Origin of the sequence: Flexivirga aerilata (assembly GCF_013002715.1) — a bacterium.
In the GTDB taxonomy this organism is placed as follows: Bacteria; Actinomycetota; Actinomycetes; order Actinomycetales; family Dermatophilaceae; genus Flexivirga; species Flexivirga aerilata.
Genome location: NZ_JABENB010000001.1, coordinates 499,137 through 525,105, shown reverse-complemented (window position 1 = coordinate 525,105; position 25,969 = coordinate 499,137). Strand labels below are relative to the sequence as shown.

The following is a 25,969-nucleotide window of genomic DNA, read 5'->3' as shown; positions in this document are numbered from 1 at the left end:
GATGCTCGATCGCGGCACGGCCGCGGTCAGGGGCGGTGCCGGATCGGGTGATGGTGCTCAGAGGTACTGGCCCGTCGGCGAAGGAGGTCCGTCACCCGCCGACTGCTGCGGCAGGTCGGCGTGACCCACGGGCAGCCCGCGCCGCATCGCCTGCAGCTGCGCCTGGGCAGCCATCTGCTGGGCGACGATCGCGGTCTGGATGCCGTGGAAGAGACCCTCGAGCCAGCCGACCAGCTGCGCCTGCGCGATGCGCAGTTCGGCGTCGCTCGGTGCGTCCTCGCTGAAGGGCAGCGCGATGCGGTCGAGCTCCTCGACCAGCTCCGGCGAGAGGCCCTCCTTCAACTCACCGATCGACCGCTTGTGGATCTCGGCGAGGCGGCGGCGACCGGCATCGTCGAGCGGCGCGTTGCGCACCTCCTCCAGCAACTGCTTGATCATCGAGCCGATGCGTATCACCTTCGCCGGCTGCTCGACCAGGTCGGCCGGGTTCTCACCCTGCTTCTCGTCCTGACTGTCGCCGGTCCCGGAGTCGTCGCCGGTGGGCGTGCCTGCCACCCCCATGCCGTCCTGCGTCACGACCACGATCCGCTGCTCGTCGGCGTTCTTCGGGTTGTCCGATTCGGGCGTCATACCTCTCATCCTGCCTCATCGGTCACGGCCGGCTCCGGCGATCACGTGGTCAGCAGCACCTTGCCGACGTGCTGCGAGTCGGCGAGCGTCCGGTGCGCCTCGCCGGCCTGCGCCAGCGGCAGCTTCCGATCGATGATCGGCCGCACGGCGCCGGACTCGATGAGCGGCCACACGTGCCGTCGTACGTCGGCGACGACTGCCGCCTTGTTGGCCCTGTCCCGGGCGCGCAGACCCATCGCCATGATCGCGCCACGCTTGGCCATCAGCGTGCTGATGTCGAGCTCGGCCTTTACCCCGCCCTGCATGCCGATGATGTCGAGGCGCCCGTCGAGAGCGAGCGCGTCGATGTTGCGCGCGAGATACTTCGCCCCGATCACGTCGAGTATGACGTTGGCGCCGCCCGCCTCGTTGATCACCTCGACGAAGTCCTCGTCGCGGTAGTTGATCAGGATCTCGGCGCCAAGTTCCTTGCAACGCTCGAGCTTTTCGGCCGAACCGGCCGTCACCGCGACCCGCGCCCCGAAGGCGCTGCCGAGCTGGATCGCCATGGTGCCGATGCCGCTGCCACCGCCGTGGACCAGCAGCAACTCGCCCGGCTGCAGGTGGGCCGACATGAAGATGTTCGACCAGACGGTGCAGACCACCTCCGGCAGGGCGGCGGCCTCGACCAGGTCCATGCCGGCGGGCACGGGGAGCAACTGACCGGCCGGGACGGCCACCTGCTCGGCATACCCGCCACCCGCCAGCAGCGCACACACCCGGTCGCCGACCGACCAGTCGGAGACCTTCGAGCCGACGGCGGCGATGGTGCCGCTGATCTCCAGACCGGGGATCTCCGACTCACCCTTCGGCGGCGGGTAAAGCCCTTGGCGTTGCATCAGATCCGCCCGGTTGACCCCGGCGGCCGCGACGTCGACCAGCACCTCGTCGTCGCCGATGTGCGGAGTCGGTTCCTCGGACAGCGTCAAGACGGACTCGTCGCCGAAGGACGGCAGGGTGATCGCACGCATGTGACCAATCTAGGCGCGATCGGGGGTCCGCAGCACCACCCATTGGTAGTGCAGTTCGTCGCCGTCACTGCTCGGCCAGGTCTCGAACCGCTCGATCACGCCGTGCGCGACGAGCGTCGTCGTCAGGTCGGCGTCGCTGCGCAGGGCGAAGAAGCGCGGTGGGCCGTAGCTTTGCCTGCCCCACCGTTCCTGCCGGGACTTCTGCGCTCCCCACAGGCCGATCGCGATCGGTGCCCCCGGCCGCACCACGCGCACCAACTCCGCCAGCGCCGTGTCGAGGTCCTCGTCGGCGACATGGAGCAGCGTGCTGGCCGTGTATGCCGCGTCGAACTCCCCGTCCCCGAAAGGAAGCCCGAGCGCCGAGCCCACACGGACGTCCAGTCCGGCCTGCTGGCACAGCTCGACGCTTGCCGGTGCCAGGTCGACGCCGCTCACCGTCAGGCCGGCCTGCTGAAAAGCCAGCGCGTCCCGGCCGGGGCCGGTGCCGACCTCGAGCAGGCGGCTGCGACCCTCCGCCTTCAGCTGGGCGACGAACTCGTCCCGGTGCGCCACCCGAGCCTCGGGCAACGGATTGTCCTGCCGGTCGGCGGCCTCGTTGTCGTAGTAGGTGACCAGGTCGGCCTCGCGGGCGGCGCGGGCGGGCGTGCCGTCATACGTGCTGCTCATGCGGGCCAGGTCCTCCGGGGTGTCGATGTCGGTGACGAACTGTTCCTCGACCGGCACCGTGGTCACGTCGAGGTCGTGCAGCAGTGCGCGCATCGAGCGATCGGCCGGGTCGGCCGGCATCGCCGCGCGCACGGCGGCGGTGCGATAGGCCGCCAGCAACGGCTGACGATGACCGTTGAGGTCGGTGGCGACCACCGCGTCGACCGGGGTGGTCCGCAGCAGGTCGGCCAGCTGGGCCAGCGCGGGCGCGCCGAGTGGCATGTCGCCGCCGATCAGAGTGAACGCGTCGGCACCGATCAACGGCAGCGCCGCGCCGAGACCCGCCAACGGGCCTGCAAACACTGGGGTTTCGCGGACCCAGCGCACAGTCCGCGTCGTCGGTCTCTGCTCGCCGACGACGATCACGTCGGCATCGTCGGGCAACGCGTCGAGCACCCGGTCGAGCAGCGTGGTGTCGCCGAGCAGCGCGCGCGTCTTGTCCTGCCCGAAGCGAGACGACCGGCCCCCCGCCAGCACCACTGTGGTGGTCTGCATGCGGTCCAGTCTCGCAAATCGGATCACGGACGCCTCAGTCACCGTCCCTGCTCGGCGCGGTGGCCGAGCCGCCGGCTGAGCTCGCCGGCCGCGCGCTGCACCGCGGTGATCAGCAGGTCCCGCTCGGGTGGGTCGTGTTGCGGGTAGGTCACCGCGAGGCCGGCGGCCGCATTGCCGTTGTGGTCGAGTACGACGGCAGCGACCGACGCGAAACCTGCTGTCACCGAGTCACTTTCGACCGCGTATCCCCTGCGTCGTACCTGCGCCAGCTCGGAGGTGAGTGCGGTCAGCGAGGTGGGGCCGCGGCCGTTGCGCTGCACGAAGACGTCACGCGCCGGATAGAGGGCACGCACCTGCTGCGGCGGGAGCGCTGCCAGCATCGCGAGGCCGGAAGCGGTCAGCGCGGCGGGCAGCCGGACCCCGACATCGGTCACCAGCGACGGCCGCCGGGGCGCACGCTCCTCGATCACGTAGAAGACGTCCCGGCCGTGCAGCACCGCGAGGTGGGCGTTGTGCGTGGTCGCCTCCACCAGCCGGGTCAGCACCGGCCGGGCGATGCGCTGCAGCGGCGCCTGCCGCACGTATGCCGAGCCGAGCTCGAACGCCGCCACCCCCAGGCCCCACCGACGGTCGTCGGCGAGATGGGTCACGAAGCCGGACTCCTTCAGCACCGCCAGCAGGTGATAGGTCGACGAACGCGGCAGGCCGAGCTCGCGCGCGATCGCCGCGGCCGGCATCGGCTCCGCGTGGTGCGCGAGCAGTTGCAGCAAGGAGAGCGCCTGGGCGGCGGCGGGGGCGTTCGGCATACCGGTCTCACTGTCTCATATCCGAGACACAATGCGGTCCCGCGGCGCGATGCCGCACGCCCGCCGGCGCTGCAATGGATCCATGAGCAACACGATCACCGTGGGGACCGGGCCGCTGACCGTCGACGAGGTCGTCGCCGTCGCACGCCACGGCGCCACCGTCGCACTCTCGCCCGAGTCGATCGCCGAGGTCGCCCGCAGCCGCGCGATCATCGAGAAGCTGGCCGACGACCCGATCCCGCACTACGGGGTCTCCACCGGCTTCGGTGCGCTCGCGACCAAGCACATCCCGGTCGAGCAGCGCGCCCAGCTGCAGCGCAGCCTCGTGCGGTCGCACGCGGCCGGGTCCGGCCGCGAGGTCGAGCGCGAGGTCGTGCGGGCCCTCATGCTGCTGCGGATCAGCACGCTCGCGACCGGCCGCACCGGCATCCGGCCGGAGACGCTGGAGACGTATGTCGGCATGCTCAACGCCGGAATCACCCCGGTGGTGCGGGAGTTCGGCTCGCTCGGCTGCTCCGGCGACCTCGCCCCGCTGTCGCACTGCGCGCTCGCGCTGATGGGTGAGGGCGAGGTCCGCGACGCCGACGGACAGCTGCGGTCCGCCGCGGACGCCCTTGCCGCCGCCGGGCTGACCCCGGTCGAGCTGCGCGAGAAGGAGGGCCTCGCGCTGATCAACGGCACCGACGGCATGCTCGGGATGCTGTGCCTGGCGATCGCCGACCTGCAGCAGCTGGTGACGGTCGCCGATCTGACCGCGTCGATGTCGGTCGAGGGTCTGCTCGGCACCGACGACGTCTTCGCCGCCGACCTGCAGCAGCTGCGTCCGCAGCGCGGACAGGCGCTCAGTGCCGAAAACTTGCGGAAGCTGTTGCAGGACAGCGAGATCCGGGAGAGTCATCGCGATCCGTCGGCCTGCACCCGGGTGCAGGACGCCTACTCGCTGCGGTGCTCCCCGCAGGTCGCGGGCGGCGCCCGGGACACGATCGCGCACGCGACGTCGGTCGCCGGGGCCGAGCTCGCCGCGGCCGTCGACAACCCGGTCGTCACGCCGGACGGGCGGGTGGAGTCCAACGGCAACTTCCACGGCGCTCCGGTCGCCTACGTGCTCGACTTCCTCGCGATCGTCGCCGCCGACCTCGCCAGCATCGCCGAGCGCCGCACCGATCGCTTCCTCGACGTGTCCCGCAGCAACGGGTTGCCGCCCTTCCTCGCCGACGACCCCGGCGTCGACTCGGGGCACATGATCGCGCAATACACCCAGGCAGCAATCGTTTCCGAGCTGAAGCGGCTCGCATCACCGGCCTCCGTCGACTCGATCCCCTCGAGCGCGATGCAGGAGGATCACGTCTCGATGGGGTGGTCTGCGGCGCGCAAGCTCCGGCGCTCCGTCGACGGCCTGCGCCGGGTGCTGGCGATCGAGCTGCTGACCGCGGCGCGGGGCATCCAGTTGCGCGCGCCGCTGCGCCCTGGGCCGGCGTCCGCGGCCGTCATTGCAGCGCTGCCTTCGATCGGTATGCCGGGCCCGGACCGTCACCTGTCGCCGGAGATCGAGAGCGCGGTCGACTTCGTCGCCTCCGGTGCGGCCGTCGCCGCCGCACAGAGTGTGACCGGGCCGCTCCACTGATTCGTCATACGAAAACTGCTGTAGATCAAGGAGATCGATCATGGAAGGTGCACGTCCCGTCCGCGCCCCGCGCGGCACGACGCTGAGTGCGAAGTCCTGGGCGACCGAGGCCCCCATGCGCATGCTCATGAACAACCTCGACCCCGAGGTTGCCGAACGGCCCGACGACCTGGTCGTCTACGGCGGCACCGGTCGCGCGGCACGCGACTGGCGGTCGTTCGACGCGATCGTCCGCACCCTGCAGGGGATGGAGGCCGACGAGACGCTGCTCGTGCAGTCCGGTCGGCCGGTCGGCGTCATGCAGACCCACGAGTGGGCGCCGCGCGTGCTGATCGCCAACTCCAATCTGGTGCCGGACTGGGCAAATTGGCCGGAGTTCCGCCGGCTGGAGCAGCAGGGCCTGACGATGTACGGCCAGATGACCGCTGGGTCCTGGATCTACATCGGCACCCAGGGCATCGTGCAGGGCACCTACGAGACGTTCGCCGCGGTCGCCGAGAAGCGCTTCGGCGGCACTCTCGCCGGCACCCTGACGCTCACCGCGGGCTGTGGCGGCATGGGTGGCGCCCAGCCGCTCGCGGTGACCCTCAACGACGGCGCCTGCCTCATCGTCGACGTCGACGAGGCGCGCCTGCGTCGCAGGGTCGAGCACCGCTACCTGGACGAAGTGGCCGACTCGCTGGACGACGCGATCGAGAAGGCAGTCGCCGCCAAGAACGAGCGCCGCGCCTGGTCGGTCGGGGTCGTCGGCAACGCCGCCGAGATCTTCCCCGAGCTGCTTCGGCGTGGGGTGCCGATAGACATCGTCACCGACCAGACCAGCGCGCACGACCCGCTTTCCTATCTGCCGGAGGGCATTTCGCTCGGCGACTGGCACGACTACGCCGACAAGAAGCCCGAGGAGTTCACCGACCGGGCCCGTGCTTCGATGGCCAAGCACGTCGAGGCCATGGTCGACTTCAAGGATGCCGGTGCCGAGGTCTTCGACTACGGCAACTCGATCCGCGACGAGGCGCGCCTCGGTGGCTGCGACCGGGCGTTCGACTTCCCGGGGTTCGTGCCGGCATACATCCGTCCGTTGTTCTGCGAGGGCAAGGGCCCGTTCCGCTGGGCGGCTCTCTCGGGCGACCCGAAGGACATTCACGCGACCGACGAGGCCGTGATGAAGCTCTTCCCGGACAACGACCGTCTGCAGAAGTGGATGCGCGGCGCGCGCGAGAAGATTGCCTTCCAGGGGCTCCCCGCACGCATCTGCTGGCTCGGCTACGGCGGGCGGGACAAGGCCGGGCTGGCCTTCAACGACCTGGTCGCCCGCGGCGAGGTCAGCGCCCCGATCGTCATCGGCCGAGACCACCTCGACTGCGGATCGGTCGCGTCGCCATACCGTGAAACCGAAGCGATGGCAGACGGATCCGACGCGATCGCCGACTGGCCGCTGCTCAACGCGCTGGTCAACACGAGCTCCGGCGCGAGCTGGGTCTCGATCCACCACGGCGGCGGCGTCGGGATCGGACGATCCATCCACGCGGGTCAGGTGTCCCTCGCCGACGGCACCGACCTCGCGGCGCGGAAGCTCGCGCGGGTGCTCACCAACGACCCGGGGATGGGCGTGATCCGGCACGTCGACGCCGGCTACGACCGCGCCGACGAGATCGCGCGGGAGCGGGACGTGCGCGTGCCGATGCGCGAAGGCTGAGCGGCCGGTGAGTAGCGCATTCGACCGGATGTGGGACGCGCTCGACCCCGTCGGCCGGGTCGCCAGCGGCGGCTACCGCCGCTTCGCCTGGACCGCCGAGGACCACACCCTGCGGGAGTGGTTCGCGGGCGAGTGCGCGGCACGCGGCCTCGACCTGGTCGAGGACCGGATGGGCAACCAGTGGGCGTGGTGGGGCGACCCGGACGCCGACGGACCGGGCCTTGCGATCGGGTCCCACCTGGACTCGGTCCCGGACGGTGGTGCCTATGACGGGCCGCTCGGCGTGGTGTCGTCGCTCGCGGCGGTGGATGCCTTGCGGGACAGTGGCTTTCGGCCGGCGCGGCCGATCGCCGTCGTCAACTTCGGTGACGAGGAGGGCGCCCGCTTCGGGGTGGCCTGCGCCGGCTCGCGGGTGATCACCGGCGCGATGACCGCGGACCGGGCCCTGTCGCTGACCGACGCCGACGGCGTCTCGATGGCGGAAGCGCTGCGCGCGGCCGGGCGGGACCCGTCGCGGATCGGCCGGGACGACGAAACCCTGCGTCGGGTGGGCAGTTTCGTCGAGCTGCACGTCGAGCAGGGACGGGTGCTGGCCGACCTCGAGCCGGCGACGTCGGCCGTCGCGGTCGGCACCGACATCTGGCCGCACGGGCGGTGGCGGATCGACCTGCCAGGGGTCGCCAACCACGCCGGGACGACGGCGCTGGCTGATCGCAGCGACGCCATGCTGTCCGCCGCCCACGTCGTGCTCAGCGCGCGTGCCGCCGCCACCGCGAACGGCTGCGTCGCGACGACCGGCAAGCTGGAGGTCGAACCCGGCGGTGTCAACGCCATCCCGTCCCACGTGCGGGTGTGGCTGGATGCGCGCGGCGCCGACGAATCAGCCGTGCGGGCAACCGTCGACGCGGTGCGCCGCGAAGCGGAGCGTGTGGGTGGCACCCTGACCGAGGAGTCCTGGACCGGCACCACCCGCTTCGACGGCGACCTGGCGCTCCGGCTGCGGGACATCCTCGGCCCGCGGACGCCGATGCTCGGCACCGGCGCCGGCCACGACGCGGGGGTCCTTGCCACCGCGGGCATCCCGAGCGCGATGCTCTTCGTGCGCAACCCGACCGGGGTGTCCCACTCGCCCGAGGAGTTCGCCGAGCGGGACGACTGCCTGCGCGGCGTCGGCGCGCTCACCACCGTCGTGCGAGAGTTGACGTCGTGACGTCATACTGGGCCGAATCTGCGCTGCTGCCAGACGGTTTGGCGCGCAATGTCCGGTTCGAGATCGAGGGTGGCTACTTCCGGTCAGTGACGCCGGACTCGCCGCAAGGAGACGCGCACCGCCTCGGTGGAGTCGTGCTGCCGGGCTTCGCCAACTGCCACAGCCACGCGTTCCACCGGGCCCTGCGCGGGCGCACCCACGCCGGCGGGGGCACATTCTGGACCTGGCGCACGGTCATGTATGACGCGGCGCAACGCCTCGACCCGGACAACTACCTGGCGCTCGCCCGAGCGACCTACGCAGAGATGGCGCTCTCCGGGATCACCTCGGTCGGCGAATTCCATTACGTGCACCACAATCCCGACGGGACGCCCTATGACGACCCGAACGCGATGGGCGTCGCCCTGCAGCAGGCGGCCCGGGACGCGGGAGTGCGACTGACGCTGCTTGACACCTGTTATCTGGCCGGTGGACTCACCGGCGGTGGGCACCTCCCGCTCGCGCCGGAACAGCGGCGCTTCGGCGACCACGACGTGTCGCGCTGGGCGGAGCGGGCCTCGTCGTTGCGGGAGGACGACGGCAACCGCGTCGGCACCGCCGTCCACTCGGTGCGTGCCGTGCCGCGGCCGCAACTCGAGGAGTTCGCCCAGCACTCCCGCTTCGGGCGGCACCGGCCGATCCGGCACGCGCACGTGTCGGAGCAACCGGCGGAAAACGAAGCATGCCACGCCTTTTACGGCCGGTCGCCCACCGAGCTGCTCGCCGAGGCCGAGCTGCTCGACTCGGGTTTCACCGCCGTGCACGCGACCCACCTGACCGACCGCGACGTGCGGCTGCTCGGCACCGCCCGCAGCACCGCATGCTTCTGCCCGACCACCGAGCGCGACCTCGCCGACGGCCTCGGCCCCAGCCGCGAGCTGCTCGACGGCGGGGCCACCCTCAGTCTCGGCTCCGACCAGCACGCGGTCATCGACCCGTTCGAGGAGATCCGCGGCCTGGAGTCCCACGAGCGGCTCCGCACCCATGTCCGCGGCCGGATCAGCACCGACCAGCTGCTGACGGCCGCGACCGCCCACCACACGATCGGCTGGGACGACGCCGGCGCTCTTCGCCCAGGTGCCCGGGCCGACCTGGTCGCGATCTCCCTCGACTCACCCCGACTTGCAGGAGTGCCAGCGCAATTCGTCATCACCGTGGCCACCGCCGCTGACGTGACCGACGTGATCCGCGACGGCGAGGTCATCGTCGCCGACGGGCGGCACCGGCTCGGCGACGTGAGCGTGCTGCTGACCGACGCGATCGACAACCTCTGGGAGGACCAATGAGCACCACCCCACGAAGTTCTACGCTCGTGCCTCGCTCCGATACTTCGCGGGGGCCCCGATGAGCACCACCCCACGAAGTTCTACGCTCGTGCCTCGCTCCGATACTTCGCGGGGGCCCCGATGAGCACCACCCTCGTCACCGGCATCGCCGAACTCGTCACCAACGACCCGACCCACCCCGACGGCGACGGCTCACCGCTCGGGGTCATCGAGCACGCAGCCGTCGTGACCGAGGGCGACCGCATCGCCTGGGTCGGACGCGCGCAGGACGCTCCCGACGCCGACGAGCGTGACGACCTCGACGGCCGTGCGCTGGTCCCGGCCTTCGTCGACAGCCACAGCCACCTGGTCTTTGCCGGCGACCGATCCGCGGAGTTCGCGGCCCGCATGACCGGCACACCGTATGACGGGGGCGGCATCGCCGTGTCGATGGCAGCGACGAGAGCTGCCTCGGACGATGAGCTCCGTGCCCTGGTCGGGCGCCGGGTCGCGGAGATGCGCGCCCAGGGCACCGGTGTCGTCGAGATCAAGAGCGGCTACGGGCTGAGCGTCGCGGACGAGGCGCGCGCACTGCGCATCGCCCGCGAATTCACCGATGAGACAACGTTTCTCGGTGCGCACGTCGTGCCTCCTGAATTCCGGTCGGACGACGCGTCCCGGGCGTCATACGTCGCGCTGGTGTGCGGGGAAATGCTGCAGGCGTGCGCGCCACATGCGCGGTGGATCGACGTCTTCTGCGAGCCGCACAGCGAATTTGCTTTCACCGCAGACGAATCCGGGCAGATTCTCACCGCCGGTAAGGAGGCTGGTCTTGAGTTGCGGGTGCACGGCAACCAGCTCGGCGCCGGTCCCGGCGTGCAGCTCGCGGCCCGGCTGGGCGCGGCAAGCGTCGACCACTGCACCTACCTGACCGACGAGGACATCGCCTCGCTTGCCGGATCGTCAACGGTGGCAACGCTGTTGCCCGGCGTGGAGTTTTCGACCAGATCGCCCTACCCGGACGCGCGCCGCCTGCTCGACGCGGGAGTGACGGTCGCCCTTGCGAGCGACTGCAACCCCGGCACGTGCTACTCCAGCTCGATGCCGTTCGCGATCGCGGTGGCCGTGCGTGACATGGGCATGACACCCGCGCAGGCGCTGCACGCGGCCACCGCGGGCGCGGCGCAGTCGCTGCGTCGCGACGACATCGGTGTGCTGCGGCCGGGCGCTCGAGCGGAGCTGACGGTGCTGGACGCGCCGTCATACCTGCACCTGGCCTATCGGCCCGGTGTGCCGATCGCCCGCCGAATCGACTTGGGTTAGAGCCAGTTTCGGCGCTTGAAGGAGACGAAGAGCGCGCCGGAGATCACGATGATCAAGCTGATGCTGACGACGAATCCCCACTCCTTGGAGAAGCCGGGATAGGGGACGTTCTGGCCGTAGAAGCCGGTGATCGCGGTCGGCACCGCGATGATCGCCGCCCACGCGGTGAGCTTCTTCATGATGTTGTTGAGCGCCGCGTCGCCCAGCGCCAGGTTGGTGTCCTGGATCGACTCCACGGTGTCGCGCAGCGAGTCCGACCATTCGGCGACCCGCATCGTGTGGTCGTAGAGGTCCTCGTAGTAGGGAGTCAGCGCCTGCTCCCCAGGCGTGGTCGTCACCTTCCGCAGAACCACGCCGACGACCTCGCGCATCGGCAGCACGATGCGGCGTAGTCGGCCGACGTCCTTGTGCAGCAGGAATGCCTTGCGGGCGACGTCCTTGCCCGCGTGGTTTTCGTCGAACAGGCCGCTCTCCAGCGCGTCGACCTTGTCGTCGATCGTGGATATCGCGTCGAAGTAGCCGTCCACGATCGCGTCGAGCAACCCGTGCAGCAGTGCCTTCGGCCCCAATTGCATGAGATCCGAGTCGTCTTCGAGGTTTTGCACGACCTCGTCGACCGGGAACGCGCCCCCGAGCCGAACGGTGACCAGGCCGTGCGGCAGCACGATGATCGAGATCCGGTGCACGTGGTCGTCTTCGGCCATCCCGGTGACGGTGAAGGCGGTGATGAAGAAGTAGGACTTGAAGCGGACCGCCTTGGGGCGCTCGTTGCGGGTCAGCGCGTCCTCGACGGTGTGCGGGTCCAGGCCGATCTCGTCGGCGAGCCTGCGCAGATCATCGCCCTCGGGGTCGAGCAGGTCGACCCAGGTGAACGCGTCGGGCTCCTCGAGAAGCTCGCTCACCCGGTCGAGCGGGAGACCGGACTCCGCGAGCGCCCCACCGCGCCATACCTTGGTCTGGACCTGGCAGGTCACCAGCCGTCCTTGGCGATGTTGTAGCGCACGGTGTTGCCGTCGACCTGGTTGACCGTCACCGTCACCTTGCGCTCGGTGCCCGCCACGTCCACGGTGCAGCTGGTGGTGGCCTTCACCTTCGCCTTGAGGTCGTCCTTGCACGTGACGGCGCCGACCTGCTGCCCGGGCGACACGATGACGACCTTCTCCTTGACCTGGCTCTGCAGGTCGCTCTTCTTGACCACCCGGTCGCCGCAGCCGGCGACGGACGTCACGATGACGGCACCCACCGCGAGCCCCGCAGCGCTGCGGCGCATCCCCAGCTTCATCCTGCCTCCCGTGCCCGAAAGTTCACGGAGCGCAGTTTACGTGCCGGGCCCTTCAGACATCACCGAGCAGCTGCAGCGGTTGCTCGACCGCATCGGCGACGAAGCGCAGGAAGCCGCCCGCCACGCCGCCGTCGCACACCCGGTGGTCGAAGCTCAGCCCGAGCTGGGCGACCTTGCGCACGGTGAGCTCCCCGTCGACGACCCACGGGCGGTCGATGATGCGGCCGACGCCGAGCATCGCGGCCTCGGGGTGGTTGATGATCGGGGTGCTGCCGTCGACGCCGAAGACGCCGTAGTTGTTCAGCGTGAACGTGCCGCCGGTCAGGTCGGCCGGCTTGAGGGTGCCCTCGCGCGCACTGTCGATGAGTTCGACCATGCGAGAAGCGAGTTCGCGGGTCGTGAGCCGATCCGTGTCATGTATGACGGGCACCACCAGCCCCCGCGGCGAGTCCGCCGCGAAGCCGAGGTGCACCGCCCGGTGCCGCACGATCTCGCCCCGCTCGGTGTCGACCGAGGAGTTGAGCTCGGGGAAACGGTGCAGCGCCGCGACGCAGATGCGGCCGAGCAGGGCGAGGATGCCGGCGCGTTCGAGGCCGATCGCCCGGCGCGCCCCGACGAGACCGGTGGCGTCGACGTCGACCCACGTGGTCGCGTCCGGGATCTCACGCCGCGACTGACTGAGCTTCTCGGCGACGATCCGCCGGATGCCGGTCAGCGGCACCCGCTCGTCACCCTCCGCCGGTATGACGGGGGCCGCTCCTGCCGCGGCCGCGAGGGAGGTTGCGCCGGCCGCGTGCACGCTACTCGCGTCCACACCGGCTGCGTTCACGCCGCCCGCGGCAGGCGCGCTCGCCGCATTCACGCCACGCGCGTCCGCCGCGTCCACTGGGTCCACCGCGTCGACGTCCGCCCGGCGGATCACCCCGCCAGGGCCGGGCCGCACCGACCGCAGGTCGATCCCGCGGTCCGCGGCGAGCTTGCGCACGATCGGCGAGATCACCTTCGGCGACGCCGCAGCCCCACCGGCGCCCGTGCCCGTATCGACGCCTGCGCCCCAGTCGACGCCTGCGCCCGCATCCTTCCCGCGACTGACGGCTTCCTCGCCGAGTGACGGTGCGATCGGGGCGTCAGTCGCCGAGGGAGCCGTCACTGGCGGCTGCTCGGGCGCGGGTGCGGGTGCGGGTCCGCCGGGGGCGGGTGCGGGCGGCGCGGGGGCGGGGGAGGGTGGCCGGGTGGCGGTCCCGCGCGCGGTGCGGCGCGCGGCACGGGCGGCCCGGCGGCCACCGGAGGGGGCGGCGCTGTCGGCCGCGGTGCCGTAACCGATCAGCACCGCGCCGGACCCCGAGTCGCCCGACCCCGAGTCGCCGGAGGCATCGCCCGATGCGGCGCCGTCAGGTGCGGCACCGGGTGCAGCAGCCGAACCGTCGCCGGCCGGTGAACCGCCCGCCGCCGAGTCGCCGGAAGCATCGCCCGACACACCCTGGGTGACGGTGACGAGCGGCGCGCCGACGGCGACCACCTCGCCCTCGGAGCCGTGGCGGCGGCTGACCTTCCCGGCATACGGGCAGGGCACCTCGACGGTCGCCTTCGCGGTCTCGACCACGACCACGTGCTGGTCGACGAGCACGTCGTCGCCGTCGGCGACGAGCCATTCGACGACCTCGGCCTCGGTCAGTCCCTCGCCGAGGTCGGGCAGGTTGAAGGTCTGCTCGGCCATCAGACGGCCCCTCCTGCGAAGGTCAGGTCGGGCTGGTCGTCCCACTGCAGTCGCGAGATCGCGTCGAGCACGCGCTCGACGCCGGGCAGGTGGATCTTCTCCAACATCGGTGCGGGATAAGGGATCTCGAGTCCGCTGACCCGCAGCACCGGCGCCTGCAGCGAGTGGAAGCAACGCTCGCTCACCCGTGCCGCGACCTCACCGGAGACACCGGCGAAGCCCTGCGCCTCGGACACCACGATGCAGCGGCCGGTGCGGCGCACCGACTCCACCACGGTCTCGTCGTCGAACGGCACGATCGTGCGCAGGTCGACCACCTCGACGCTCCAGCCCTCATCGGCCGCGGCCTCGGCCGCCTTGAGCGCCATCGGCACCGACGGCCCGTAGGTCACCAGCGTGACGTCGGTGCCCTTGCGCCGGACGACGGCCTTGCCGAAAGCCGGCTGGCGGGAAGGGAGTTCGATCTCCTGCTTGGACCAGTAGAGCGCCTTGGGTTCCATGAAGATCACCGGGTCCGGGTCGTCGATCGCCTCCCGCAGGAGGCTGTAGGCGTCCGCCGCGTCGGACGGGGTGACGACCTTGAGGCCGGGGGTGTGCGCGTAGTAGCCCTCGCTGGAGTCGCAGTGGTGCTCGACGCCGCCGATGCCACCGGCGTAGGGCACGCGGATCACCATCGGCAGCCCGACCCGGCCGGAGGTGCGGTTGCGCATCTTCGCGACGTGCGAGGTGATCTGCTCGAACGCCGGGTAGGCGAACGCGTCGAACTGCATCTCCACGACGGGGCGAAAACCGGTGAGGCACATGCCGATTGCGAAGCCCACGATGCCGGCCTCGGCGAGCGGGGTGTCGAAGCAGCGGTCCTCGCCGAAGTTGGCCGCGAGACCGTCGGTGATGCGGAAGACGCCGCCGAGCGTGCCGACGTCCTCGCCGAAGACGAGCACGTCGTCATCGTCACGCAGGCTGTCGCGGAGTGCGGTGTTGAGCGCGGACCCCATCGTCACCGGCCGTGCGCTGCTCATGCCGTGGCCTCCGCCTCGAGCTCGGCCTGCACCATTGCGCGAGCCTCTTCCAGTTGTGCCGTCGGCTCGGCAAAAACGTTGTCGAACAACGACATCGGCTCGACCGTCGGCTCGGCGTTCATCCGGTCACGCAGCTCCGACGCACGCGCCTCCGCCTCGGCGTTGGTGGCGGCGACGATGTCGTCGTTGAGTTCGCCGCGCGCCTTGAGCCACGCCTCCACGCGGGCGATCGGGTCGCGGTCGAGCCAGGCGGTCACCTCGTCCGAGGACCGGTAGCGCGTCGCGTCGTCGGCGTTGGTGTGCGCGTCCAGCCGGTAGGTGTGCGCCTCGATGAGGAACGGCCCCTTGCCGGAGCGGGCGTGCTCGAGCGCGACGTCCATCACCGCGAGCACCGCGGCCGGGTCGTTGCCGTCGACCTGCTCGGCGGGCACGCCGTAGCCAATCCCCTTGTATGCCAACGACGGAGCCTTGGTCTGCTTGGAGAGCGGCACGCTGATCGCATACTTGTTGTTCTGCACGAAGAAGATCGTCGGCGACTCGAAGACCGCAGCGAAGTTGAGCGCCTCGTGGAAGTCGCCCTCGCTCGTCGCGCCGTCGCCGATGAAGGCCAGCGCCACGCTGTCGCGGCCGCGCCGCTTCTCGCCGTATGCCGCACCGGCCGCGTGCACCAGCTGCGTCGACAGCGGAGTGCACTGCGCCGCCGTGTGGGTCGCGATCGGGTCGTAGCCGCAGTGGCTGTCGCCGCGGAGCAGGGACAGCACCTCCACCGGGTCGATGCCGCGGGTGACCAGCGCCATCGACTCGCGGTAGGTCGGGAACATCCAGTCGGTCGGCCGGATCGCCAGGGTCGCCCCGACCTGGCAGGCCTCCTGGCCGCGGGAGCTCGGGTAGACCGCGAGCCGCCCCTGCTTGGTCAGCGCGGTCGCCTGGATGTCGAAGCGCCGGCCGATCACCATCGCGTGCCAGACCGCACGCAGCCGTGCGGCACTCGGCATCGCGTAGTCGCGGGCGGTGCCGGTCTGCGGCACCTCCGCACCGGTCGGGTCGAGCAACTGCACCGGATGGGCCGACGGCAGCAGCGATTCGGTCGCGGCGTGAGCTGTGGTCTCCATCACACCAGTGTCCCGTCACCCAGCCAAGTTGCTCACTTCAACCGGACAAGATTGGATGATTGGTGCGATGATGGAATGATGCCAAGCCAAGAGTCCAGCAAACGGTCCGGGGCGCAAGCCTTCGATGGACAGTCGGTGCCGCCCCGCCGGCTCGACGAGACCGACCGGCGCATCCTCGGTGCACTGGTGCGCGACGCGCGGCTCTCGGTGCGGGCGCTCTCCGAGCGGCTCCACCTGTCCCGGGCCGGCGCCTACGCGCGGCTGCAGCGGCTCACCGAGGACGGCGTGATCGCCGGCTATACGACCCGGGTGGTGCCGCATCGCGCGGGGCTGGACACCACGGCGTACATCGCGCTGAACATCGAGCAGAACACCTGGCGACAGGTCTCCGCGGCGCTGGCGCACCTGGACTATGTCGACACGATCGCCCTGCTCGGCGCCGAGTTCGACGTGATCCTGCGGGCGCACGCCCCGGACAACGTCGCGCTGCGCACGCTCGTGCTCGAGCGGATCCAGGCGATCCCGGGCGTGATCGGCACCCGCACCTGGCTGGCGTTCGACGAGATCGACGGTGCGGGCACGCCCTGGCCGACGTGAAGCGACCCGTCTCCCTCAGCGCAGAAGGTCGCCGCGGCCGAACATCTCCGCCGTCGCGGCGGCCGAGGGCGACCCGGCGTCGACGTCGGCGCCCGCGTCGAGCAGCAGCCAGACGATGGTGTCCTCACCCTTGAAGACCGCCCCGGCGAGCGGCGACTGACCACGGTCGTTGAGCCGGTTGGCGTCGGCGCCGCGCTCGAGCAGCGCCTTCACCGCGCCCGCATGCCCGTGGTATGCCGCGAGCATCAGCAGCGTGTTGCCGCACGCGTCGGTCTGGTCGACCGGCACCCCGGCATCGACATACGTCGTGAGGCGCTGCACGTCGCCGTCGCGTGCACTGTCGGTGCAGGCCTCGGCGTCCTTCGACGCGCCACGCACCGCGGATCCGGTGGGCGTCGCTTCGTTCATAAGGCGAGCCTAACTGCTGGCCGGAGATACTGGCGAGTCGTGACCGGCGAATCCCGGCCGGGAGCGCTCAGTGCACGCTCAGCCCTTCTTGGCCGCCTTGGCCGCGGCCTTCTGCTGCTGCTTGGCGACCGGCGGCGGCAGCTGACCCGACGACCGGGTGTAGTAGTCGGCGGCCTTGCGCTCGGCATACGCCTTCAGGGTGGTGGTGACGGCGGTCGACACCAGCGTGAAGACGGCGATCCGGGCGGCGCTGTGGTCGGGGTCGTGCCGGCCGGTCGGCGGCTTGCCTCCGGTGGCGGCCTTCCAGCCCGACGTCGTGAGCTTGGTCGCGACGCGGCCGGCCGCAATGCCGGTCACCGTCGCGAGCACCTTCCAGGCGATCGAACCCATCTGCTGATCTCTCCGTCCGTCCGCACCCGCGCCGCACGGCGCAGGTGATCTGCTGACCACAAAGCTGACTACACGGTAGTACCCGAGCCGCCCCTGAGCGTGCCACGACGGTGCCGTGCGGCGCGGCCGGCGCAGTTCCCGTGCCCGGGCGTCCCGCCGGCGCGTCGCTGGGGCAAATCCGGATGCGCCCCTCCGCCTCACCCTTTCGTTGCCTACTATTAACCGAATGGTCGCCTCGGGGGAACGTCGCGCGGCACCGGTCGCAGTGGCCGGTGTTGCCGGTGTGCCCTGGGTGACCGTCCGGCGCGGGGCCGTCACGGCATACCTGCTCGTGCTCCTTTCCTACGTCGTCCTCGTCGGCGTGCCGCTGGACCGGGTCGGCCTGACCATCTGGATCGTCGTCGGGCTGAGCGTGCTGTGCATCGGCAAGGGCTGGCGCGCGTGGGGCCGGATGATGCTCGACTGGCTGCCGTTCCAGGGGATCCTGCTCGCCTACGACTACAGCTACGGCGCGGCGTCGCACTTCGACGGCCCGCAGCGGGCCGGCTTCCCCGCCGAGGGCGCCCGCAACGAACTCGGTATGCCGCTGCACGTCACCCTGCCGGTCGACGTCGACAAGTGGTTGTTCGGCGGGCAGCTGCCGAGTCAGTGGTTGCAGGAGCACCTACACGCCAACCTGCAGACGTCGCCGTGGTGGTCGGTCTTCGTAACCCTTTGCTACGTCAGCCATTTCGTGGTTTCACCGGTCGTCGCGGCGGCCCTCTGGATCTGGGCCCGCGACAAGTTCCGGGTCTGGGTGAAGCTGCTGATCGCGCTCGCGGTCGCCGGCATCACCACCTACTTCCTCTTCCCGATGAGCCCGCCGTGGCTGGCGTCCGCGCAGGGCTACATCCCGGGCGCCGACGTGCTGCGGATCTCCGGGCAGGGCTGGGCCTGGCTCGGCTTCCACGGCGCCGGCCAGGTGCTGAGCGACGGCCAGGCCCGCTCCAATCCGGTCGCCGCGATGCCGTCGCTGCACATGGCGACCGCGACGCTCGTCGCCGGGTTCTTCTGGTTCGGCGTGCGCCGGTGGGTGCGGCCGCTGCTGCTGCTCTACCCGGCGCTGATGGCGTTCACGCTGGTCTACTCCGGCGAGCACTACGTCACCGACGAGATCGTCGGGGTGCTCTACGCCGCGGTGCTGCTCACCGCCTGGCGGTTGCTCCGCCGGCGGTCACGTCGCCGGGAAGTGGCGGACGGTGAGGCACTGCTCGGCACGCCCGAGCGGGCCGTGGACGTCGTTCAGCACGGTCGAGGTGAGGCCGAGGCCGTCCGGGCCGAAGCTGACGGACGTGTCCAGCCCGACGAGCGTGGGGTCGGGCTCGCGCAGGAGGTGCAGGGACAGGTCGACGTTGGGGAACATCAGCTCGGTCGGCCGGACCCGGGTCGCGATGCCGTTGGCGGTGTCGACCAGCATCACGTATGACGCCAGCGGGTGCGCCTCGACGCCCTCGATGAGGCGGCAGTCCGTGCCGACCCACGCCTGCCGCCTGCCCTCCCGGCCGCCCGGCGCCGCGTCGATCCGCAGGGACGCGATGTAGCCGCCCGGCCACTCCTGCGTGCCGTCGAGCGGAGCGCACTCCTGCGGGCCCGGCATCGCGGGCAGCTCCGAGCCCGCGAGCTCGCTCATGTCGCTCTTTGCGAGACGCCAGGCGCGGGCCCGGATGATCGGCCGGTCGCCGATGACGAGCGTCGCCTCGAGCAGCTCGATGGTGCGCCCTGGACGGATGGTCTCGACCCGGATCGTGCTCTCCTGCAACGGGATCATCCCGAGGATCTCGAAGGTCAGCCGCCCGATCTGCATGTCGTCGCGCGCCTCGTGGGTCGCGAGCTCGTGGGTGATCAGCCCGCTGATCGGCGCCATGTGCTGCTCGGTGGCCTGCCATGCGCCCTGCACGTGGATCGTGGGCTGGTAGACGCCGGGGGAGATCGGCAGGTAGTAGGCGTCCGGGGTGGTGCTCGCGTCGGTCACGGGTCGCAGCCTATGAGGCGCCCGGCTCGCTGACGACCAGCGGGTCGCCGGCCCGATAGCGGCCCGGGCGCACCGCGAGGGCGCCCGGCGGGGTGTCGAGCAGCGCGACCACGACCACCGGCGAGAGGCCGTGCTCGATCACGAAACCCGGGTCCCACTCGACCACCGGGTCGCCGGCCGCGACGACGTCGCCGACCTCGGCCAGGGAGCGGAAGCCGTCGCCCTGCAGGTGCACGGTGTCGACGCCGAGGTGCAGCAGTGTCGCAGGGGCATCGGCGGGGCGGATGATCAGCGCGTGCGGGTGGCGGGTGTGCACCCGGCCGCCGACCGGCGCGAGCGCGACGCCGGGATGCCGCTCCGGCTCCAGTGCGACCGAGCCGCCGAGGATGCCCTGTGCGAGCACCGGGTCCGGGACGTCGGCGAGGGGGACGGTGCTCCCGTCATACGGGCAGAGGAGCGGGGGTGTGGTCACATGAGGTCTTCGATGTCGTCGGCGAGCGCATCGGCGTCCGCGCCGACGACGACGTGCACGACCTGGCCCTGGGTGATCACGCTGATCGCGCCGGCCTCGGTGAGCGCCAGGTCGTCGACCTTGGCGGGGTCCCCGACCTCGGCGCGGACACGGGTGACGCACGCCTGCACGTCGGCGATGTTGTCGGCTCCGCCGAGGGCGGACAGGATCTGCTCGGCCTGGGACATGGGTTCCAGCGTAGACAAGAAACGAGCGACCCCGCCGGAATATACCCATGGGGGGTATAGTTGGCGCCGAACGGAGGTGGCCGCCCATGGACACAATCGAAACCCGCCCGGAGAGCCGCGAGACCCTGCTGGACGTCACGGGCATGACCTGCGCGTCCTGCGCAGCGCGCGTCGAGAAGAAGCTGCGCAAGCTCGACGGCGTCGACGCCAGCGTCAACTTCGCGACCGAGCGCGCCACCGTCGCACACCCCGACGCCGTCTCGACCGACGACCTGCTCCAGGCCGTCCGCGCCGCCGGGTATGACGCGAGCGTCCACCGCCCCGCGACCGCGCCGGCGGCGGACGACGCCGGCGGTGCGGCCACGACGGACGAGACCGCGCCACTGCGGCAGCGGGTGCTGACCAGCTGGCTGCTCGCCGCGCCGGTGATCGTGCTGGCGATGGTGCCCGCCTGGCAGTTCCGCAATTGGCAGTGGCTGTCGCTCGTGCTCGCCGCTCCCGTCGTCGTCTGGGGCGGCTGGCCCTTCCACAAGGCCGCGTGGACCAACCTGCGGCACCGGGCGACGACGATGGACACGCTCGTCAGTCTCGGCACGCTCGCCGCGTTCGGCTGGTCGCTCTACGCCCTCTTCGTCGGCGACGCCGGCATGCCCGGGATGCGGCACGACTTCTCGCTGACCACCGCGCCGGGCGAGGGCTCCAGCACGATCTACCTCGAGGCCGCCGCCGGCGTCACCGCCTTCCTGCTGACCGGCCGCTACCTGGAGGCCCGGTCCAAGCGCACCGCCGGGGCCGCGCTGCGCGCGCTGCTCGAGCTCGGCGCCAAGGACGTCGCGGTCCTGCGCGACGGTCGTGAGACGCGAATCCCGGTGCAGGACGTGGCAGTCGGCGACCTTTTCGTCGTGCGGCCCGGCGAGAAGATCGCGGCCGACGGCGAGGTCGAGCAGGGCACTTCGGCGGTCGACAACTCCGCGATGACCGGCGAGTCGGTGCCCGCGGAGGTGCAGCCCGGGTCGCCGGTCACCGGCGGCGCGGTCAACGCGGGCGGGCGCCTCGTCATACGGGCCACGCGGGTCGGGGCCGACACCGCGCTCGCCCAGCTCGGCCGGCTGGTCGAGCAGGCGCAGGCCGGCAAGGCGCAGGTGCAGCGGCTCGCCGACCGGGTGTCGGCGGTCTTCGTGCCCGTCGTGCTCGGGCTCGCCGCGCTCACCTTCGCCGGCTGGCTGGTGCTCGGCGGGTCGACCGTCACCGCGTTCACCGCCGCGGTCGCGGTGCTGGTGATCGCCTGCCCGTGCGCGCTCGGTCTCGCGACCCCGACGGCCTTGCTGGTCGGCAGCGGTCGGGGCGCGCAGCTCGGCCTGCTGATCAAGGGCCCGGAGGTGCTCGAGAACACCCGCACCGTCGACACCGTCCTGCTCGACAAGACCGGCACCGTCACGACCGGCCGCATGGGCGTGGCCGACGTCATACCCGCTGCCGGGGAGAGTCGCGACCAGGTGCTGGCGCTCGCCGGTGCGCTGGAGCACGCGTCGGCCCACCCGATCGCGCAGGCGATCGCCACCGCGGCCGAGGAGGCCGGCCCGCTCGCTCCGGTCGAGTCGTTCGAGGACGCCGCCGGTCTCGGCGTCAGTGGGGTCGTCGACGGGCACGCGGTCGTCGTCGGTCGCCCGAAACTGTTGCAGGACTGGGGGATTCACCTGCCCGACACCCTCCTTCGTCAGATGTATGACGCAGAGCGTGCGGGCGCGACGGTCGTCGCGGTCGGCTGGGACGGAGCCGCTCGCGGGCTGGTCGCGGTCGAGGACCGCATCAAGCCGACCTCGGCCGAGGCGGTCCGCAGGCTGCGGTCACTCGGGCTGCGACCGGTGCTGCTGACCGGTGACAACGAGACCGTCGCCCGGGCGGTCGCGGACCGGGTCGGCATCGACGAGGTGATCGCCGGCGTGCTGCCCGCCGACAAGGCGGCGGTGGTGCGGCGACTGCAGGAGCAGGGCCGGGTCGTGGCGATGGTCGGTGACGGCGTCAACGACGCGGCCGCGCTGGCGCAGGCCGACCTCGGCATCGCGATGGGCACCGGCACGGATGTCGCCATCGAGGCGAGCGACCTGACCATCGTGCGCGGTGACCTCGTCGGTGCGGCCGACGCGATCCGGTTGTCCCGCAGCACCTTGCGGACGATCAAGTCCAACCTGGTGTGGGCGTTCGGCTACAACGTCGCCGCGATCCCGCTGGCGATGAGTGGGCGGCTCGGGCCGATGGCGGCCGGCTTCGCGATGGCGTTGTCGTCGGTGTTCGTGGTGCTCAACTCGTTGCGGTTGCGGCGTTTTGCGCCGACGCGGTGACCCGGTGACCCGCTGACCCGCTGGCTCGGTGAGTGGGTCACTCGTCCCGCAGGTCGGCTTCCAGCTGTTCTTCGTCCAGGCCGTCGCCGACCTTCGGCGGATGGAAGACCGAGTCGTGCAGTGGCGGCATCGGGCCTTCGTCCTGCGCCGCACCGGGCAGGATGTCGACGTCGTGATCGGTGTCGATCTCGGCGGCCGCCCTGTTGCGATCGGCCGTCGGATCCGTTGACTCGTGGTGACCTGGGGTGACCATGTCACCCATTGTCGCTCAGGGCAGCGGCTTGCGGGGGCAGACGACGAGGGCGCGTGGTGCCGGCACCCGGCCGCTCTTGCTGCAGTCGAACTTCGCGGCATACTCCCGGATCTGCGGTGCCGCGCCCTTCAGCGAGAACCAGCTCGGCTCCCAGACCAGGTATTTGGCCCCGCCGTCGGACGTCAGGCAGCGCAGGTTGTCGATGTAGCTCGGGTAGTTGCGCACAGAGGACAACCGCACGGAGCGCTGGAGCCACTGCGGCGACGGGTAGCGGCAGGTCGTCGGGTTGCCGAGGGCGCGGTTGTAGGCGCCATACGTGAAGTAGGTGACGCGGGTGTCCGCGCCGATCCGGGCGCGCAGCGCGTCGTACTGGCGGTCGGCGGCCCGTATCGACGCGATGTTCGGGCCCACGACGACGGAGTCGTCGAAGAGGTCGAACGAATAGGTCGACCGCGGCAGCAGCGGCGTCACGAGCGCGGCGGCCGCGGCGACCCCGATCGCCGGCACCCACCACGGACGGTCCGTGGAGGGCACCCGGCGGCGCATGGCGATCAGCGCCCAGCCGGTCGCCGCGGCGGCGATGAGCAGCTCGATGCCGATCGCCCACCAGAGGTGGTCGCGCCGCCAGGCCAGCGGCTGTGCCATGAGCACCGCGCTCGCGATCGCGCCGAGGACCGGGGCGACGACCAGCGGGAGCCGAGCGGCCGACGGCCGGGCCACGGCCACCGCCCAGACCGCGGCGCCCACGACCGGCATACCGGCGAAGTGGTACATGAAGAACTCGCCTTGTCCGTAGCCGGACGCGAGACACAGGCCGGCGACCACGACGAGCACGGCCAGCGTCACCCAGCGTGCCCGGCCGGTCCGGCGCTGCACCAGCACCGCCGCGGCGACCGGGTAGGCGACCAGGATCGGGCTGACGATCACCACGTTGGCGGCGGCCTGCAGGAGCAGCTTGAGGTCCTCGAGGCGGATGCCGTTGTGGATCGGGGAGGTGTGCACGAGCTTGGCCTGATCCTGCAGCCAGCGCCACTCCCAGTGCTGGACGTAGCGGGTGACGATCAGCCACGCCACCACCAGCAGCAGCCAGGCGATCGCGGTGTAGATCGCCCGGCGACGCGAGAGCACCCCGATCGCGATCAGGGCGATGAGGGCCCAGGGGAAGGTGGCGGTCTTCATCGCGACCGTGATGAGCAGGGGTATGCCGCCGGCGACCGCACCGAGCCAGACGTTGCGGGGCAGCAGGCAGGTGCCGACGCCCAGCACCGCGAAAAGCACTCCGACCCAGTCGGGTTCAAGGAAATGCCACGGGGGCGCGATCGCGAGGCTGCCGGTGACCACGAGGCTGATGACCCCGGCCGGCGCGCCCGGCAGGCGACGGCGCAGGCCGGCATACAGCACCACACCGACGAGCACCACGAAGGCGACGGTCTCGCACCGGATGATGACGTCGTCGGTGAGTGTCGAGCCGGGTGCGTCGCTGATCAGCCGCCGTCCGCGGTCGAGCACGTCCATGAACAGCCGGTAGGCGTAGGGGCGGGCGGCGAAGACCTCACCCACGCCGACGCCGCCGCGGCCGGCGGTCTCCATGGTGCCGAGTGCGTAGTCGACGTCTCCGTTGAGCCGCACCCGGGCGGTGACCAGGAAGGCGGTGAGGAACGGCAGGATGCCGGCGATCCACCACAGGGGCCGTGCGCGGGTCATGGCGGCTGCGCCGCCGGTCGCACTGCCGGGCCCGTCCGGGACCGCGGCACCCCCTGAAATCGTGCTCACGGGTGCACAGAGTACGTCACGAACTCGGGGATTCGACCTCGAGACCGAAGGCGCCGATCAGCGCCGCGAGACCCGCCTGCCAGCCCGCCGCCACGTTGCGCACCTTCCACCCGTCGCCGCGCCGGTAGACCTGCAGGAGCAGGGCGGCGCTCGTCGCCGAGCTCGGCCGCTAGGTGGAAGGTCTCGGGCTGCTCGGGGCCCGTGCCGGCGACGGTCGCCCGCAGGCCCGCGAGTGCGCCGAGCGTCTCCGGCGGGTCGATGGCGACGCCGACCGCGACCGAGTGCACCGCCTCCGGGAGCACCGCGGTGTCGAACTCGATCCGGCCGCCCGCGGCGAGGCGCACGACGCCGTCACCGGAGACGGGCTGGTTGTAGAAGACCAGGGCGTCGTCGCCGGGTGCGCGCCCGCGCTCGTCGAGCTCGCAGGCGATCAGGTCGACCCGGGGGTCGCCGGCCGCCTCGACCTGCACGGTCAGCCGGTGGGTAGACAGCACGGAGTTCTGGCCGCGGGCGAGCGTCCGGGCCGGCTGCGGGGTGTCGGTGGACGCCGGGAGGCCGCCGGACCTGTCGTCCGGGGCGCCGTCCGCGGCGCCCTCGCCGGTCACGCCGCCCGCCTCAACCGCCTCGTCTGCCTCGTCCACGCCGGTCACGCCGGGTGCGCCGGCCACAACGCTGGTCGTCTCCGCGGACCGGCCGACCGGCGGCAGGTGCGCCACTCGCACCGGCCCGACGTTCGAGACCGGGGTCGCGGCGAGCGACTCCTGCAGCCGCCGGGCGAAGTCACTGCCGCCGCGCGGCCGCTCGTCCGGGTGCTTGGACATCGCCGCCTGCACGACCTCGCGCAGCGCCGGGTGCACCGTGGGCGGCAGCGCCGGCACCGGCTCGTTGACGTGCGCGAGTGCGAAACCGACCGCGGTGTCGGAGGAGTAGGGCAGCCGTCCGACGAGCAGTTCGTAGGCGACGACGCCGAGTGAGTAGACGTCCGACTGCGCGGTCGCCTCCTTGCCGGTCGCCGCCTCCGGTGCGAGGTATTGCGGGGTGCCCATCACCTCGCCGGCGCGGGTCATCGAGGAGGCGTCCAGTGCCCGGGCAATGCCGAAATCGGTGAGTTTGGCGGTGGATTCGTCGTCCACCACGATGTTGGCCGGCTTCACGTCGCGATGCACGATGCCCTTGGCGTGCGCCGCGTGCAGCGCGGTCGCCGCCTGCACCAGCAGGTGCACCGCGTCGGCCTCGGCGAGTGGGGCCTCAGCCGCGATGAGCTGTGACAGCGGCCGGCCGTCGACCAGCTCCAGCACCAGGAACGCGGTGCCGCCGTCCTCCCCGTAGTCGTGGACCTGCGCGATGTTGCCGTGACTGAGCTTGGCGGCGTTGCGTGCCTCGACCCGGAAGCGCGCAAGGAACGCCGGGTCGTCGGTCAGCGTCGCCCGCAGCAGCTTCACCGCCACGGGCCGCTCCAGCACCCGGTCGGTGGCGCGCCATACCTCGCCCATGCCGCCGCCGGCGATGCGGGAGGTCAGCTGGTAGCGGCCGCCGACGACCGTGCCGCCCGTCCGCTGCATG

Annotated in this window: 24 protein-coding genes and 1 pseudogene; 8 read left to right on the top strand and 17 right to left on the bottom strand. The window is 71.4% G+C overall.

The window, feature by feature from the left end:
* Positions 1 to 57 precede the first annotated feature (57 nt).
* Genes HJ588_RS02495 through HJ588_RS02480 form a run of 4 tightly spaced genes read right to left on the bottom strand, consistent with a single transcriptional unit; the run spans position 58 to position 3,646 of the window.
* Positions 58 to 630 carry a bacterial proteasome activator family protein gene (locus tag HJ588_RS02495; RefSeq protein ID WP_246241742.1) on the bottom strand — a complete coding sequence of 191 codons (573 nt, stop codon included), beginning with the start codon at positions 628 to 630 and terminating at the stop codon, positions 58 to 60.
* A gap of 41 nt (positions 631 to 671) precedes the next feature.
* Positions 672 to 1,640: an NAD(P)H-quinone oxidoreductase gene (locus HJ588_RS02490; protein WP_171151634.1), complete on the bottom strand. Its 969-nt coding sequence runs from the start codon at positions 1,638 to 1,640 to the stop codon at positions 672 to 674.
* Positions 1,641 to 1,649: 9 nt separating this feature from the next.
* Positions 1,650 to 2,840, bottom strand: a complete 1,191-nt coding sequence (locus HJ588_RS02485) for an NTP transferase domain-containing protein (RefSeq protein WP_171151632.1) — start codon at positions 2,838 to 2,840, stop codon at positions 1,650 to 1,652.
* 38 nt (positions 2,841 to 2,878) lie between these two features.
* A complete protein-coding gene (locus HJ588_RS02480) occupies positions 2,879 to 3,646 on the bottom strand; it encodes an IclR family transcriptional regulator (RefSeq protein WP_171151630.1) in 768 nt (255 codons plus the stop codon).
* 82 nt (positions 3,647 to 3,728) lie between these two features.
* Here HJ588_RS02480 and hutH point away from each other — a divergent pair, with 82 nt between their 5' ends.
* The 5 genes from hutH (at position 3,729) to hutI (ending at position 10,803) form a co-directional block, all read left to right on the top strand.
* Positions 3,729 to 5,270 carry a histidine ammonia-lyase gene (gene hutH / locus HJ588_RS02475; protein ID WP_171151628.1) on the top strand — a complete coding sequence of 514 codons (1,542 nt, stop codon included), beginning with the start codon at positions 3,729 to 3,731 and terminating at the stop codon, positions 5,268 to 5,270.
* A gap of 40 nt (positions 5,271 to 5,310) precedes the next feature.
* Positions 5,311 to 6,966 (top strand): urocanate hydratase, encoded by a 1,656-nt coding sequence (gene hutU / locus HJ588_RS02470; RefSeq protein ID WP_171151626.1) that lies wholly within the window; start codon positions 5,311 to 5,313, stop codon positions 6,964 to 6,966.
* Positions 6,967 to 6,973: 7 nt separating this feature from the next.
* Positions 6,974 to 8,176, top strand: a complete 1,203-nt coding sequence (locus tag HJ588_RS02465) for an allantoate amidohydrolase (RefSeq protein ID WP_425483525.1) — start codon at positions 6,974 to 6,976, stop codon at positions 8,174 to 8,176.
* Positions 8,173 to 9,501, top strand: a complete 1,329-nt coding sequence (locus tag HJ588_RS02460; RefSeq protein ID WP_171151624.1) for a formimidoylglutamate deiminase — start codon at positions 8,173 to 8,175, stop codon at positions 9,499 to 9,501. The genes HJ588_RS02465 and HJ588_RS02460 overlap by 4 nt, the downstream gene beginning before the upstream one ends.
* A 120-nt stretch (positions 9,502 to 9,621) precedes the next feature.
* Positions 9,622 to 10,803, top strand: a complete 1,182-nt coding sequence (hutI, locus tag HJ588_RS02455; RefSeq protein ID WP_171151622.1) for an imidazolonepropionase — start codon at positions 9,622 to 9,624, stop codon at positions 10,801 to 10,803.
* Here the strand turns inward: hutI and HJ588_RS02450 are convergent.
* Genes HJ588_RS02450 through pdhA form a run of 5 tightly spaced genes read right to left on the bottom strand, consistent with a single transcriptional unit; the run spans position 10,800 to position 15,933 of the window.
* On the bottom strand, positions 10,800 to 11,777 hold the full coding sequence (locus HJ588_RS02450) for a CorA family divalent cation transporter (RefSeq protein ID WP_171151620.1): 978 nt from the start codon (positions 11,775 to 11,777) through the stop codon (positions 10,800 to 10,802). The two genes, hutI and HJ588_RS02450, sit on opposite strands and share 4 nt — an antisense overlap.
* The gene (locus tag HJ588_RS02445) at positions 11,774 to 12,085 is read right to left on the bottom strand and encodes a DUF4333 domain-containing protein (RefSeq protein ID WP_171151619.1); all 312 of its coding nucleotides are present in this window, start codon (positions 12,083 to 12,085) and stop codon (positions 11,774 to 11,776) included. The genes HJ588_RS02450 and HJ588_RS02445 overlap by 4 nt, the downstream gene beginning before the upstream one ends.
* A gap of 52 nt (positions 12,086 to 12,137) precedes the next feature.
* Positions 12,138 to 13,802 carry a dihydrolipoamide acetyltransferase family protein gene (locus HJ588_RS02440; protein ID WP_171151617.1) on the bottom strand — a complete coding sequence of 555 codons (1,665 nt, stop codon included), beginning with the start codon at positions 13,800 to 13,802 and terminating at the stop codon, positions 12,138 to 12,140.
* Positions 13,802 to 14,821: an alpha-ketoacid dehydrogenase subunit beta gene (locus HJ588_RS02435; protein ID WP_171151615.1), complete on the bottom strand. Its 1,020-nt coding sequence runs from the start codon at positions 14,819 to 14,821 to the stop codon at positions 13,802 to 13,804. Before HJ588_RS02435 ends, HJ588_RS02440 begins: the two co-directional genes overlap by 1 nt.
* Positions 14,818 to 15,933: a pyruvate dehydrogenase (acetyl-transferring) E1 component subunit alpha gene (pdhA, locus tag HJ588_RS02430; RefSeq protein ID WP_171151612.1), complete on the bottom strand. Its 1,116-nt coding sequence runs from the start codon at positions 15,931 to 15,933 to the stop codon at positions 14,818 to 14,820. Before pdhA ends, HJ588_RS02435 begins: the two co-directional genes overlap by 4 nt.
* A gap of 135 nt (positions 15,934 to 16,068) precedes the next feature.
* Here pdhA and HJ588_RS02425 point away from each other — a divergent pair, with 135 nt between their 5' ends.
* Positions 16,069 to 16,530: an Lrp/AsnC family transcriptional regulator gene (locus HJ588_RS02425; RefSeq protein ID WP_343036563.1), complete on the top strand. Its 462-nt coding sequence runs from the start codon at positions 16,069 to 16,071 to the stop codon at positions 16,528 to 16,530.
* Between the two features lie 15 nt (positions 16,531 to 16,545).
* On the opposite strand, the gene HJ588_RS02420 is transcribed toward HJ588_RS02425, so the two are convergent.
* Together HJ588_RS02420 and HJ588_RS02415 are read right to left on the bottom strand one after the other, a co-directional pair.
* On the bottom strand, positions 16,546 to 16,938 hold the full coding sequence (locus HJ588_RS02420; protein WP_171151608.1) for an ankyrin repeat domain-containing protein: 393 nt from the start codon (positions 16,936 to 16,938) through the stop codon (positions 16,546 to 16,548).
* Positions 16,939 to 17,016: 78 nt separating this feature from the next.
* Entirely contained in the window at positions 17,017 to 17,328 is a 312-nt protein-coding gene (locus tag HJ588_RS02415; RefSeq protein WP_171151607.1) for a DUF4235 domain-containing protein, read from the bottom strand.
* Positions 17,329 to 17,554: 226 nt separating this feature from the next.
* Here HJ588_RS02415 and HJ588_RS19890 point away from each other — a divergent pair.
* Positions 17,555 to 18,529 (top strand): annotated as a pseudogene (locus HJ588_RS19890) (phosphatase PAP2 family protein); the annotation flags it as partial.
* A 12-nt stretch (positions 18,530 to 18,541) separates the two neighbouring features.
* On the opposite strand, the gene HJ588_RS02410 reads toward HJ588_RS19890, so the two are convergent.
* The 3 genes from HJ588_RS02410 to HJ588_RS02400 are packed head-to-tail and all read right to left on the bottom strand — an operon-like array spanning position 18,542 to position 20,038.
* A complete protein-coding gene (locus HJ588_RS02410) occupies positions 18,542 to 19,339 on the bottom strand; it encodes an acyl-CoA thioesterase domain-containing protein (protein WP_171151605.1) in 798 nt (265 codons plus the stop codon).
* 10 nt (positions 19,340 to 19,349) lie between these two features.
* Entirely contained in the window at positions 19,350 to 19,811 is a 462-nt protein-coding gene (locus HJ588_RS02405; RefSeq protein ID WP_171151603.1) for a PTS glucose transporter subunit IIA, read from the bottom strand.
* Positions 19,808 to 20,038, bottom strand: a complete 231-nt coding sequence (locus HJ588_RS02400; RefSeq protein WP_171151601.1) for a PTS sugar transporter subunit IIB — start codon at positions 20,036 to 20,038, stop codon at positions 19,808 to 19,810. Before HJ588_RS02400 ends, HJ588_RS02405 begins: the two co-directional genes overlap by 4 nt.
* An 86-nt stretch (positions 20,039 to 20,124) precedes the next feature.
* Between HJ588_RS02400 and HJ588_RS02395 the strand changes: the two genes are divergently transcribed.
* Positions 20,125 to 22,380 carry a heavy metal translocating P-type ATPase gene (locus tag HJ588_RS02395; protein ID WP_171151599.1) on the top strand — a complete coding sequence of 752 codons (2,256 nt, stop codon included), beginning with the start codon at positions 20,125 to 20,127 and terminating at the stop codon, positions 22,378 to 22,380.
* 37 nt (positions 22,381 to 22,417) lie between these two features.
* Here HJ588_RS02395 and HJ588_RS02390 read toward each other — a convergent pair whose 3' ends face one another.
* The 3 genes from HJ588_RS02390 to HJ588_RS02380 are packed head-to-tail and all read right to left on the bottom strand — an operon-like array spanning position 22,418 to position 25,968.
* Entirely contained in the window at positions 22,418 to 22,633 is a 216-nt protein-coding gene (locus HJ588_RS02390; protein WP_171151597.1) for a hypothetical protein, read from the bottom strand.
* A 15-nt stretch (positions 22,634 to 22,648) separates the two neighbouring features.
* Positions 22,649 to 24,406 carry a hypothetical protein gene (locus tag HJ588_RS02385; RefSeq protein ID WP_171151595.1) on the bottom strand — a complete coding sequence of 586 codons (1,758 nt, stop codon included), beginning with the start codon at positions 24,404 to 24,406 and terminating at the stop codon, positions 22,649 to 22,651.
* Positions 24,403 to 25,968, bottom strand: a complete 1,566-nt coding sequence (locus HJ588_RS02380) for a protein kinase domain-containing protein (protein ID WP_171151593.1) — start codon at positions 25,966 to 25,968, stop codon at positions 24,403 to 24,405. Before HJ588_RS02380 ends, HJ588_RS02385 begins: the two co-directional genes overlap by 4 nt.
* Between the last annotated feature and the right edge of the window lies 1 nt (position 25,969).

Excerpts from the sequence above, each read along its gene's own strand:
- HJ588_RS02420 (WP_171151608.1), bottom strand. The coding sequence starts at position 16,938 with ATGAACGAAGCGACGCCCACCGGATCCGCGGTGCGTGGCGCGTCGAAG.
- HJ588_RS02440 (WP_171151617.1), bottom strand. The coding sequence starts at position 13,802 with ATGGCCGAGCAGACCTTCAACCTGCCCGACCTCGGCGAGGGACTGACC.
- HJ588_RS02495 (WP_246241742.1), bottom strand. The coding sequence starts at position 630 with ATGACGCCCGAATCGGACAACCCGAAGAACGCCGACGAGCAGCGGATC.
- hutU (WP_171151626.1), top strand. The coding sequence starts at position 5,311 with ATGGAAGGTGCACGTCCCGTCCGCGCCCCGCGCGGCACGACGCTGAGT.
- HJ588_RS02485 (WP_171151632.1), bottom strand. The coding sequence starts at position 2,840 with ATGCAGACCACCACAGTGGTGCTGGCGGGGGGCCGGTCGTCTCGCTTC.
- HJ588_RS02390 (WP_171151597.1), bottom strand. The coding sequence starts at position 22,633 with ATGGTCACCCCAGGTCACCACGAGTCAACGGATCCGACGGCCGATCGC.
- HJ588_RS02490 (WP_171151634.1), bottom strand. The coding sequence starts at position 1,640 with ATGCGTGCGATCACCCTGCCGTCCTTCGGCGACGAGTCCGTCTTGACG.
- HJ588_RS02395 (WP_171151599.1), top strand. The coding sequence starts at position 20,125 with ATGGACACAATCGAAACCCGCCCGGAGAGCCGCGAGACCCTGCTGGAC.
- hutH (WP_171151628.1), top strand. The coding sequence starts at position 3,729 with ATGAGCAACACGATCACCGTGGGGACCGGGCCGCTGACCGTCGACGAG.
- pdhA (WP_171151612.1), bottom strand. The coding sequence starts at position 15,933 with ATGGAGACCACAGCTCACGCCGCGACCGAATCGCTGCTGCCGTCGGCC.
- HJ588_RS02445 (WP_171151619.1), bottom strand. The coding sequence starts at position 12,085 with ATGAAGCTGGGGATGCGCCGCAGCGCTGCGGGGCTCGCGGTGGGTGCC.
- HJ588_RS02480 (WP_171151630.1), bottom strand. The coding sequence starts at position 3,646 with ATGCCGAACGCCCCCGCCGCCGCCCAGGCGCTCTCCTTGCTGCAACTG.
- HJ588_RS02415 (WP_171151607.1), bottom strand. The coding sequence starts at position 17,328 with ATGGGTTCGATCGCCTGGAAGGTGCTCGCGACGGTGACCGGCATTGCG.
- HJ588_RS02435 (WP_171151615.1), bottom strand. The coding sequence starts at position 14,821 with ATGAGCAGCGCACGGCCGGTGACGATGGGGTCCGCGCTCAACACCGCA.
- hutI (WP_171151622.1), top strand. The coding sequence starts at position 9,622 with ATGAGCACCACCCTCGTCACCGGCATCGCCGAACTCGTCACCAACGAC.
- HJ588_RS02400 (WP_171151601.1), bottom strand. The coding sequence starts at position 20,038 with ATGTCCCAGGCCGAGCAGATCCTGTCCGCCCTCGGCGGAGCCGACAAC.
- HJ588_RS02380 (WP_171151593.1), bottom strand. The coding sequence starts at position 25,968 with ATGCAGCGGACGGGCGGCACGGTCGTCGGCGGCCGCTACCAGCTGACC.